12 protein-coding genes and 1 pseudogene are annotated in these 10,567 nt (G+C 61.7%); 6 read left to right on the forward strand and 7 right to left on the reverse strand.

The annotated features are described in order from the left end of the window. Window positions 1–208: 208 nt before the first annotated feature. Complete coding sequence (locus ACN22W_RS11105; RefSeq protein ID WP_419684240.1) at window positions 209–1,000, reverse strand: carboxymuconolactone decarboxylase family protein; 792 nt, start codon at window positions 998–1,000, stop codon at window positions 209–211. 130 nt (window positions 1,001–1,130) lie between these two features. Here ACN22W_RS11105 and ACN22W_RS11110 point away from each other — a divergent pair, with 130 nt between their 5' ends. Beyond that, window positions 1,131–2,054, forward strand: coding sequence for a LysR family transcriptional regulator (locus ACN22W_RS11110; RefSeq protein ID WP_419684242.1), 924 nt, complete (start codon window positions 1,131–1,133; stop codon window positions 2,052–2,054). 585 nt (window positions 2,055–2,639) lie between these two features. Here the strand turns inward: ACN22W_RS11110 and ACN22W_RS11115 are convergent. After that, entirely contained in the window at window positions 2,640–3,554 is a 915-nt protein-coding gene (locus ACN22W_RS11115) for a LysR family transcriptional regulator (RefSeq protein WP_419684244.1), read from the reverse strand. A gap of 159 nt (window positions 3,555–3,713) precedes the next feature. On the opposite strand from ACN22W_RS11115, the gene ACN22W_RS11120 reads away from it, so the two are divergent. From ACN22W_RS11120 to ACN22W_RS11135, 4 genes are read left to right on the forward strand one after another with little or no spacing between them, the layout of a single operon-like run. Continuing rightward, window positions 3,714–4,463, forward strand: a complete 750-nt coding sequence (locus ACN22W_RS11120; RefSeq protein ID WP_042625327.1) for an SDR family NAD(P)-dependent oxidoreductase — start codon at window positions 3,714–3,716, stop codon at window positions 4,461–4,463. Window positions 4,464–4,510: 47 nt separating this feature from the next. Continuing rightward, on the forward strand, window positions 4,511–5,371 hold the full coding sequence (locus ACN22W_RS11125; protein WP_407852626.1) for an alpha/beta fold hydrolase: 861 nt from the start codon (window positions 4,511–4,513) through the stop codon (window positions 5,369–5,371). A gap of 32 nt (window positions 5,372–5,403) precedes the next feature. Then, the gene (locus tag ACN22W_RS11130; protein ID WP_407852627.1) at window positions 5,404–6,150 is read left to right on the forward strand and encodes an SDR family NAD(P)-dependent oxidoreductase; all 747 of its coding nucleotides are present in this window, start codon (window positions 5,404–5,406) and stop codon (window positions 6,148–6,150) included. Window positions 6,151–6,188: 38 nt separating this feature from the next. Beyond that, the gene (locus ACN22W_RS11135) at window positions 6,189–6,821 is read left to right on the forward strand and encodes a glutathione S-transferase family protein (RefSeq protein WP_419684248.1); all 633 of its coding nucleotides are present in this window, start codon (window positions 6,189–6,191) and stop codon (window positions 6,819–6,821) included. A gap of 100 nt (window positions 6,822–6,921) precedes the next feature. Here the strand turns inward: ACN22W_RS11135 and ACN22W_RS11140 are convergent. From ACN22W_RS11140 to ACN22W_RS11160, 5 genes and pseudogenes are all read right to left on the reverse strand, one after another. Beyond that, a pseudogene (locus ACN22W_RS11140) lies at window positions 6,922–7,005 on the reverse strand (LysR family transcriptional regulator); the annotation flags it as partial. Window positions 7,006–7,111: 106 nt separating this feature from the next. Next, window positions 7,112–7,333, reverse strand: a complete 222-nt coding sequence (locus tag ACN22W_RS11145) for an SDR family oxidoreductase (protein WP_419684250.1) — start codon at window positions 7,331–7,333, stop codon at window positions 7,112–7,114. Window positions 7,334–7,349: 16 nt separating this feature from the next. After that, window positions 7,350–7,880, reverse strand: coding sequence for a hypothetical protein (locus ACN22W_RS11150; protein WP_419684252.1), 531 nt, complete (start codon window positions 7,878–7,880; stop codon window positions 7,350–7,352). A gap of 14 nt (window positions 7,881–7,894) precedes the next feature. Beyond that, window positions 7,895–8,641 carry an SDR family oxidoreductase gene (locus tag ACN22W_RS11155; RefSeq protein WP_419684254.1) on the reverse strand — a complete coding sequence of 249 codons (747 nt, stop codon included), beginning with the start codon at window positions 8,639–8,641 and terminating at the stop codon, window positions 7,895–7,897. Between the two features lie 159 nt (window positions 8,642–8,800). Then, entirely contained in the window at window positions 8,801–9,808 is a 1,008-nt protein-coding gene (locus ACN22W_RS11160; protein WP_419684256.1) for an SDR family NAD(P)-dependent oxidoreductase, read from the reverse strand. A gap of 84 nt (window positions 9,809–9,892) precedes the next feature. Between ACN22W_RS11160 and ACN22W_RS11165 the strand changes: the two genes are divergently transcribed. Then, entirely contained in the window at window positions 9,893–10,504 is a 612-nt protein-coding gene (locus ACN22W_RS11165; RefSeq protein WP_186236906.1) for a TetR/AcrR family transcriptional regulator, read from the forward strand. Window positions 10,505–10,567: the final 63 nt, after the last annotated feature.

A 10,567-nucleotide genomic window follows, 5' to 3' on the forward strand; every position in this document is an offset into this window, starting at 1 on the left:
CAACTGCGCGGAGTGCGAGTTGGCGATGGAAGCCGAGCCCGGTTGCAACATCGGATTTCGTCGCGGCGGTGCCGGACGAACACGCTACCCTGTTTGCGCGGCCGGCGGATGTCGACGTGTTTCCGCCGCCGATCGTTTTTCCCGACCTGACTGTTCTGCAGTCCTTAGGTCAGACGATACGGCAGCGGACGCGTGCCGCTCGTCGACATCAATGTGCGCCGTGATCCCGGTCTCGCAGCACTTCCTTTGCCGCGAGCGCCGCATTGATTGCCCTCGGGAATCCGGCATAAGCGGCAATCTGCGTGACCACTTCCACGAGTTCCTCACGCGTGCCGCCAACGTTGAGAAAGCCATGCATGTGAACCTTGAGTTGCGGCGTGGCCGAACCCATCGCTGACAGCGCCGCCACCGTAATCAGTTCTCGCAGGACGAGATCGATACCGGTCCGCGAGTACACTTCGCCGAAGACGAATTCGATCACGAAGCGGCCGAGATCGGGTGCAATCTCGTTCAACGATTCGACCACCCGTTCACCAACCGCACCATCGACGGCCCTCAGCCCCGCCACGCCATCGTCGTAACGCGTCGTGCTCGGCGACACCGAGACCGGCGCAGCATCGACACCCTTCTCGCGGAACACGTCTCTCGCAGCCGACACGCCGTTGACCGCAGCCGGAAAGCCTGCATAGACGACAAGGTGAATCATCAGTTCCACGATTTCGCGCGGCGAACAGCCAACGTTCAACGCACCCGCGATATGGAAGCGAAGCTGCGGCTCGGCGCCCCCCATCGCTGCAAGCGCGGCAACCGTCACGAATTGTCGCTGCCGCAGATCGAGTGCAGGCCGCGAATAGATTTCTCCATACGCGAAGCTGATCGCCATACGCGCCAGGTCCGGCGCAATGTCCTTCAAAGCCTCGCTGATCGAGGGCTGTTCTTTTTGTTCGACGGCCATCAAGTATTGGTGACCCAGTGCCAGAGTCGATTGAGCGTCTTGCATGATTCCCTCGCAAAGTCGAGTCGCGTTGTTGCAGCTCGTTGTGCGAACGATAACGACATCGACGGCGGTGCGCTAATTCCTTTGGCGTGATACCTTTTCAGTATCACAAGGACCATGCGGAGCTTCCCCCATGCAGTCAACCATCGAACTCTGGCAACTGCGATACTTCATCGCCGTGGCCGAGGAGCTGAGCTTTCGGCGTGCGGCGGAGCGTCTGTTCATTACACAACCGCCGTTGACGAGACAGATTCAGGCGCTCGAGGAAATCATCGGTGCGAGACTGTTCGAACGCGATCGCGGCGGCGTAAGACTGACCTCCGAAGGCACCTATCTACTGACCGAAGCCCGCAATCTTCTCGCGGTAGCCGACGCGACCTTCGAGCGAATCAGACAGCACATCGCGCTGGGCAAGCACGAGCTCAGGCTGGGTATCACCACGGTGCTGGATCCCGCGTTGTTTGCGTGGATCGAACCGACGCTCAAGAGGCGCGACCCGGCACTCCGGTTGATTCAAAAGCGGCGATACTCGCAGGATTCCACCCGCGACCTCCGTGGCGGTTTACTCGACGCCGCGCTGATCGGCTTGCCGTCTGCAACGGAAGGCCTTCGCGTCGAACGGCTGTTCGACGACCCGCTCGTAGCCGCACTGCCGGAAGGCCATGCATTACGCAAACGACGGCGCATTTCCCTGCTGGAACTGGCCGGCGACCCGCTGTTCTGGCCGCAACGACGGATCAATCCGAGCTATTACGATCACTTCGAGAAACTCTTCCGGACCCGCGGCTTCCATCCTCGGCGCATCGCGGAGCCGACCGACCACCACGTGCTCCTCAGCCTGATCGCCGAGGGTCAAGGCGTCGCGCTGATTCCGTCATCGCTGAAATCGATTGCGCGTGACGGTGTGATCTATCGTGAGCTGCGGGAGCAGACAGACTTGCGGATCGAAGTGGCGATCGCATACATGCCCGACGCGCGCGATGCATCGCTGCAGCAACTGATCGATGCGCTGCGATCGCACTATCGCATCGGCGTCGATGCAGATTCGAATGCGTGAGGTTCGCGCCGGAACGGCGCTGACAAGCGCGCCCCCTACGAGAGGCGTGGTGATTTGAATTCGAGATCGCGCCGTTAGCATTCTTCGAGCACCGATACCGTTGCTCGATACCGTCACATGCCGTGACGGTATCGAGTTGGATCGTCTGCGGACGAAGATGCCATACCGTCGCCACTACCGTCGGCGACGTGCCGCTGCCGGCGGACGGCAGCGGACCAAAAACAACGACCCTCTGCAGATCACTGCAGAGGATCGCAATTTACTCCCACTCGATCATCAACAGACCGCCCGAACCCGCATCGTTAAAGGGTTTGGCTGTGATCGAAAAAAGCCTTTACCGTCACTCTTACCGTCAGAAAAGCAGACCCTTTTCTGGCGCGGGTTTGCGTGGCATCGGCATATCATCAATCAGAACCAATCATACATAACTTGAGACTGCACTTCAGCCCCGCTCTTTGGGAACAGCCTGACGTGCTACAGCCGATTTCTCCAACCAGTGGTTCGAGTTTTGGCGCGGCACTGTATTCCTGAAAAAACTGCCGCATCTACCACAGGTTCTGTGCCGAGAACGGCAGGCACAAGTCCCTATGACATGCTCGGCTGCATTGCTTGTTTAGCGGCCGCTGGCGCCAGCTCGCTCAACCGGGATAAGAAGAGCTTGAGAATCGGAGAGGCGTTGGAGCGGCTGTGACCGACAACGAGGTCGATCGTCGGCACCTCTCCCGCCAAGGGTCGGCTCGCCACGGACCACGGCAGCAGATTCTCGACATAGTCAGGAATCAGCGTCAGCCCGCGCGTCGAAGCCACGAGCGACATCACCATCGCTGGGTTGTCCACGCCCTGCGTGGCCGTCAGCGTCACGCCTTCGCGCTGCAGGTATGCGTCCACCACAGAACGCAGCACGCGTGCCTTATTGGCCATGGCCACAAAGGGCTGGCCCACGAGTTGTTGCGGTCGGATGCTCCCTTGCGAGGTCAATGCGTGATCGCTCGGCATCAGCACGACCAGCGGCTCTCGCCCGACCGTTGTGTAGTCCAGATCGAAGCCTGGTTCTGCGCGCAGAAAGGCCAAGTCCAACCGGCCGCGCGCCAACGCATCCGCCAGGTCCGGTGAATAGTCGCTAGAGACCGTCACGTCGATGTTCGGCAGCTCGTCGCGCAGCAAGTTCAGCGCCTTCGGCAGCCAGGTCATCTCCTGCCCGGTCAAGAAGCCCAATGCAAAACGCTGCTTGCTCGGCTGCGCCGCCTGGCGCGCGGCCTCGACCGCCGCATCAACCTGACTTAGGGCCAATCGCGCATGGTCGATGAAGGCTTTCCCCGCCGGCGTCAGCTCGACGCCGCGCGCGCTGCGGCTCAACAGTTCCACGCCCACTTGATCTTCCAGATCGCGGATCTGCCGGCTCAGCGAGGGCTGGGAGGTATGCAGCCGCCGCTCGGCAGCCACCGTCAGGCTACCCGTCTCGGCCACGGCGATGAAGTAACGCAGATGTCTTAGCTCCATGTTTCCCCATGCTTTTCAAGCATCCCCACCAGCTTACAAAGTCTTTTTACTCCGAGGTAGAAACCCCTAAATTCTCACTCAAGGCGGCGAGATAAGCAGCATCCGAACCGAAGTATCCCATCGCCCATGTGTCAACTGTCATACCTCTAGGAGCATACCATGACCCACCATCCCGTTATTCTCATCACTGGCGCGCTGACCGGCATCGGTCGCGCCACCGCCCTGGCTTTTGCAAGCAGCGGCGCCCGTCTCGTCATCTCCGGCCGCCGGCCGGCAGAAGGCAAGGCGCTCGAGTCAGAACTCCGTCAACTGGGCGCCGAAGCCAACTTCATCCAGGCCGATGTCCGGCACGACCAGGAGGTTCGGGATCTGGTGGACCAGACCGTCGCCCGCTTCGGTCGCCTGGACGTGGCCGTCAACAACGCCGGCACCGAAGGCCAGCCCGGCTTGATCGTCAACCAGACCGCTGACAGCTACGCCGCCACTTTCGACACCAACGTGCTCGGCACGCTGCTGAGCATGAAGCATGAACTGCGCGTGATGACTGCCCAGGGTGGCGGCAGCATCATCAACATCTCGTCGACCTATGGCCATGAAGGCGCGGCCTACGCGTCGGTGTATGCCGGCAGCAAGCATGCTGTCGAAGGCATGACCAAGTCCGCGGCACTCGAAGTGGCGGCCTCGGGCGTTCGCGTCAACGCCGTGGCCCCCGGTCCGACCGACACCGGCATGCTGGACCGTTTCACCGGCACGCCGGAGAACAAGGCCGCGCTCGCTTCGGGCGTGCCGCTGGGCCGTGTCGGCAAACCGGCCGAGATCGCAGCGGCCGTGCGCTTCCTGGCCTCGGACGCCGCGGCCTTCGTGACCGGCCAGATCGTCACGGTTGACGGCGGCAAGACCGCCGGCTGATCCAGGCAGCGCCGAGCCGGCGCTGCTTTTCCATCGGGAACATCACCATGAACAACTTCACTCACCATACTGCCCCAACCCAGTTCGTCGAAGCTAATGGCATCCGCTTCGCCTATCGTCGGTTCGGCAAGTCGGGCGGCGTGCCGATCGTTTTCAACCAGCACTACGCCGGAACGATGGACTATTGGGATCCGGCCGTGACCGACGGCCTCGCTCAGACGCGCGAGGTGATCCTGTTCAACAACGCCGGCGTGTCCAGCTCGTCCGGCGAGGCGCCGGCCAGCTTCCCGGAAATGGGCGCCAACGCGATTGCCTTCATCCGCGCGCTCGGCCTCCACCAAGTCGATGTGCTGGGCATTTCGATTGGCGGCTTTGTTGCACAGGAGATTGCATTTCAGGGCGGGGACCTTGTGCGCAAGCTCATCCTCGTCGGCACGGGCCATCGCGGCAACGACATGACGGCCAGCCGCTCGGCCGAGATCTTCGCGGACCGGTACGAGCCGCCCGAACATCTCTGGCTGTCGGTGCACTTCGCGCCGTCCGAGGCCAGTCAGAAAGCCGGCATCGCCTTCCTTGAACGCAAGTGGCGTCGCAAGGATCGCGACCCGGAAGTGAGCGCACAGACCCTGGCCGCACAGGGCGCTGCCATCGGCAAATGGATCGCGCCTGACCAGGACGCGCTCGTCTATCTGAAGTCGATTCAGCAGCCCACGCTGATCGTCCAGGGTAGCAACGACGTGATCATCCCGACGACGCACTCCGTCACGCTGCAGCAGCACCTGCCGAACGCGGAGCTGGTGATCTATCCGGACTCCAACCACGGCTCGATTTATCAGTACCCGGAGCGCTTCGTCGCGCACGCCACCCAGTTCCTGAACGAAAGCCCTGCCGACACGGCCAGCGCTTGAGCGACCTCACAACCTCTTTGGAGATGGACGTCATGAACGCACTTACAGGCAAGACTGCGCTCGTCACCGGTGCTTCGCGCGGTATCGGCCGGGCCACCGCCCTAACGCTGGCCGCGGCCGGGGCGCAAGTCCTGGTTCACTACGGCAGCAGCGAAAAGGAGGCAACCGCCGTGCTCAACGAGATCCGTCGCGCCGGCGGCAAAGCCGAGACGGTCGCAGCCGACCTGCGCACGCCGGACGGCCCGCACCGGCTCGCCGAACGCGTTCGCACCATCATCGGCGGACGGCTCGATGTTCTGGTGGCCAATGCCGGCATCGCCAAGGCCGCGTCGATCGAGGACACAACCGTCGAGGATTTTGACGCGCTCTTCGCGGTCAACGTGCGTGCACCGTTCTTCCTCGTGCAGCAACTGCTGCCTGCACTGTGCAAGGGCAGCAGTATCGTCCTGCTGTCCTCGCTGGCGGCGCACGCCTCGGTCGGCACGCTCTCTGCATACTCGGCCACCAAGGGTGCGGTCGATACGCTTGTAAAGCACTGGGCCGCGGCGCTCGGCCCGCGTGGCATCCGCGTCAACGCGGTGGCGCCCGGTGTGGTGGAGACCGAGATGTCGAGCTTCACCAAGACGGACGCCGGCCGCGAGGCGACCCTCGGCATGCAGGCCCTGCAACGCCTGGCCCAGCCCGAAGACATCGCCAGTGCCGTCGCGTTTCTGGCCTCGGACCAGGCACGCTGGATCACCGGCGACACGCTGCGCGTGGATGGCGGCTCCAAGCTCTGACCCGCCCTCACCCATTCAATCCTCCTAAGGAAATTCAAATGAAGCTCTATCACTCCAGCTCGTCACCCAATTCGCGCCGCGTGCGCATCCTGCTCGCCGAAAAGGGCCTCGCTCTGACCCTGGTCCCCGTCGACCTGGGCAAGGGCGAACAACATGGCGAAGCCTACCGTGCCATCAATCCGCGCCGCGTCGTACCCACGCTGGTGCTGGACGACGGAACGGCCATCGGCGAAGTGCCCATCATCAGCCGCTACCTCGATGATTTGTACTCGACGCCCTCGCTCTTCGGCACCACGCCGGCGGAGCGGGCCGTGGTCACGATGTGGGACCGTCGCATCGAACAGGAGGGTTTCGCCTCCGTGATGGAAGCGATCCGTAATAAGGTGCCCGGCCTGAAGGGCCGAGCGATCGCGGGACCGCACGACTACGAGCAGATCCCTGCCCTGATCGAGCGCAGCACGCGGCGCGTGAAGAATCTGTTCGCGGACATGAACGCGCGGCTGACCGAGTTTCCCTTCGCCGCTGGTGAAAACTTCTCGGTGGCGGACATCACGCTGCTCGTCACGGTGGACTTCGCCGCCAAGGCGATCGACTTGTCGATCCCGGAGGAACTCGGAGCCCTTCGCCGCTGGTACGACACCGTCTCGCATCGTGGCAGCGCAGCCGTTTGAACACAACCCGTTTCGCATATCCCGAAGCGTTACAGTGGAGGCGCCTCGCCGAAGCGGGCGCCGGCTGGCTGTCACGATGGCGCGAGACAGTAGGCGACTACTCGATATGCAATCGCTCGGCGGCCCGCGCAAAGTGAAGCTCCCCTGCGACCGCTAGGAAACATCGAAGATGACGTATATCCATAAGCGAATACCAAGGCCACTGGGGCGCCTCGTCAGTTGATCGTTTTAATATCGGTATCGCGCGCTCCGGGCATGCTCAACGCACATCCGCCCAAAGTCCTTTTCTCTCAAACAGCCGTCAGGCCGCCGTCGACCGGAAGGTCTATACCGGCGACGTAACTGCTTTGGTCCGAGGCGAGGAACAAAGCCGCACAGGCGACTTCATCGGCATACGCCAGGCGTCCCAAGGGCGTCATCGCTGTGATTTGCTTTGTGGCTTCGGCCGCGCCTTCTCCGGAAGGGAACAGCTCTCCGAACATGGGCGTATCGACCGCGCCAGGGTTCAGCACGTTGATTCCTTGTGGCTCAGGCCTCCTTCCTCTCGGCTCCGAAGACGAACATGAGGATTACGCAAGGGTCGTCCGAGCGGTTGTGGAATTCGTGAAAGGCGCCGTTCTGCACGAAGAAGTCGCCCTCTTTGGCAGTGGTCGCGTGCACTTGACCGTCTTCTCCCGGATAGGCGATATCCACTTCGCCCTTTAGCACCACCGCCAGGTCGATGGTGTCGGTCCGGTGCATTGAGCCACCGTACTCGCCTTGGGTCATGCCTCCCCCGGTGCCGAAGTCGATTTTAGCCATCAAGGCACCGAGATCGGTCGCGCCCGCTTTCTCGGGGGGAACGATTTGGAGATCGACTCGAACGGAGTCCTTTGGTCCAAAAATCCCAAGCCGCTTGTATTCACCGAGAACTTGATCAGGCGTAAGCGGCAGTTGGGGAATCTTGTCGAATCCCCAAATATTGGTGACTCTATCGGCGGTATCGGTATCGAGAACATCGCTCACTTGCATGACGACGCCAGCTTTGCTCTCGGCACTTACGATTCTTCTCATCTTCATTTAGACCGGACTCCTCAGAGTTGCGACCAGCCGCCATCGACCGGAATCTCAAGGCCGGTCGTGAAGGTCGCGTCGAACGCGAGGAAGAGGACGGCCTTCGCGATCTCCTCCGAGGTCCCGAAGCGCTTCATCGGGATCATGCCGATCGTCTTCTCCCTGACTTGGGCGGCCGCATTCTTATCGGGAAACACTTTGTCGAGGATTGGCGTGTCGATGGGGCCGGGCGACACTGCGTTAACGCGGATTTCCTGCGGAAGCAGCTCGGTGGCGAGCACTCGGGCGAACGACCGCAGCGCAGCCTTGGCGGCCCCGTATGTGGCTTGGCCCGGCAGTCCCTTGACGTTGGCGATGGAGGTCGTTAGGACAACTGAACCTCCCCGATTGATCAGCGGGGCGAGCTTCTGGACCGCGAAAAACGGTCCCTTGGCGTTCAGGTTGAACATCTCGTCGTAGATAGCCTCCGTCACGCTATCGAGAGGCGTTGGGATGCTGAAACCAGCGTTGACGAAAAGCAGGTCGAAGGTGCCGAATTCGCCCTTCACCCGAGTAGCGAGAGCGTCGACGTCAGTCAACGAACGCGCGTCGCTCGAAACCACGATGGCACTGCCGCCAAGTTCTTGCTCCGCCGATTCCAAGCCAGCCTGTGAGCGACCCGTCACGAGAACGCGCGCCCCTTCTGCAAGCAGCATCTTCGCCGTTGCGAGCCCCATGCCGCTGGTGCCACCGATGACCACTGCCAATTTTCCGTCATACTTTTTCATGCTTTCTCCTTCGCGACGCTATGTTGTCCGGTCAATATTGAACTATTTTGTTCAAAAATAGGGTGCGGAGCGCAGTTGACTTAGTTTTGAACGATTCATTTCAAATGCCGCAGGAACTCGTGGACAATCCCACAGGCCGACAATCACCTGCCGAACGAATCACGCGACAATTTCGCCGTGATCGGGGCTCCTTCCGGATACTTCCCTCAACCAATCTGGATGAGGCAAGTCGATGCCGGAAACATTGACGACGGCCTGCCAAGCGGCTTCCTGGTTGGCGCCATCGTGGAGGTGCGGCTGGCGCTGCACCTCCATTGGGCCGGAGAACTTCCCTTGAGCCGACGCGTAGAATTGCCCTGAGGCGTCGGTTCCAAACTCCGACGCCTGGAGGTAGCGACGGGCCGCAGTCTCCGGCGTCTGATTCATGCCGGGGATGAGGTTCACGATCGGAATCATCAGATACTTCAACAACGGTCCGGCGTTTCGCGCTACCTTGGTGGCATTCGACGCACCGGGCGAGACAGCGTACACGGCCATGCCGGAGGGAAGCCGGCGCGCCAGCGCCGCGACCCACCAAGCGACAATGAGCTTCGCATCGGCATACGCATTGTTCGGCGAGTACTTCACGTGCGGCGCGTTGCGAATCAGAGCCTCGACAGCGGTGGTTTGGTCACCCCCGAAGTATTTGTCCGCGAAGGCAGCCGCGTCGGTGTACTTGAACATGGGCACGCCGCCCCGAGCGGGCTCTGCGCTGGCGATAACGATCCGCGCATTGGCGCTCAGCAGCTTCGCGCGGAGCAACCCGATAGTCAGTTGATGATGGCCGATCAGCGGGGCCTGAGAAGCCTCGATGCCCGCCTCAGTGACCACCCGCGCCTTGCCAGGAACCATCCCCGCATTGAGCAGCAGGAAATCGAGTGGCCGACCTCGCTTGACAAGCTCGGCGAGCGCGGACTGAACGCTGAGCGGCTTGTCCAGGTCCAGCTCCAAGGGCGTGAAGACCTTTCGTTTGGTCTCCGCCGCGAGTTGTTCGGCGGTTTCCTGGACCTGAGCCAGGCCGCGCCCAGTAATGATGACCTCGCGCCAGCCCCCTTCGGCAAGAAGGCGGGCCGCCGCCTGACCGAGCCCGGAGGTCGCACCGGTGACGAGGGCGATCGAATGTTCCATGCGCACTCTCCTTTTGCCTTGAATTTAGAACTGTTTGGTATAATAATGACCGCAGCAAATTACTGTCAATGATTTTTGAACTATATGATTCAAAATAACGCTAAGCCACGCGGACGGCCGCGCAGCTTCGACGAGAAGGGGGCGCTGGAAAAAGCGATTCAGGTGTTCTGGTCGAAGGGTTACGACGGTGTGACGATCGATGACCTCGTCGCCGGGATGGGCGTGGGTCGGCCTAGCCTGTATGCCGTTTTCGGGGACAAGCGGGCAATATTCTTGCGCGCGCTCAGGGCGTATGCGGAGGCGAAAGGCGCTCGCGCTGCGAAGGCGCTCTTCTCGCCGCGGACTCTTCGCGACTCGCTGGCCAGCTTCCTGAGACACGCCGTGGAAGCTGCGACCGAGGAAGGATCGGCGCCAGGATGTCTACTCGTGTGCGTCGCGCCTCTCGTGGACGACGCTGAGGTCAGGCAGTTCCTGAAGGACGCCGTATCTGCGGGGGTGGCGCTCGTCGAACGCCGTTTCTGCGACGGGATCACCGCGGGAGAAATCCCATCCGACTTTCCCGTCGCTGTGCGGGCGAGCCAGACCGTCGACCTTGCTCGAGGTCTGACGATGCGTGCGCAGTTGGGTGCGCTGCGCAAGACGCTTATGAATGATGCAGAGGAAGCGGCGGATTTACTCGTCCTGCCGCGGCGTTGAAATGTGACGCCAGGAGGTTGATGCTCAATGGCATGGATGTCGAACCGATCGCTATTGGTGTCA

It is taken from the genome of Burkholderia theae (genome assembly GCF_048565265.1).
In the GTDB taxonomy this organism is placed as follows: Bacteria; Pseudomonadota; Gammaproteobacteria; order Burkholderiales; family Burkholderiaceae; genus Burkholderia; species Burkholderia theae.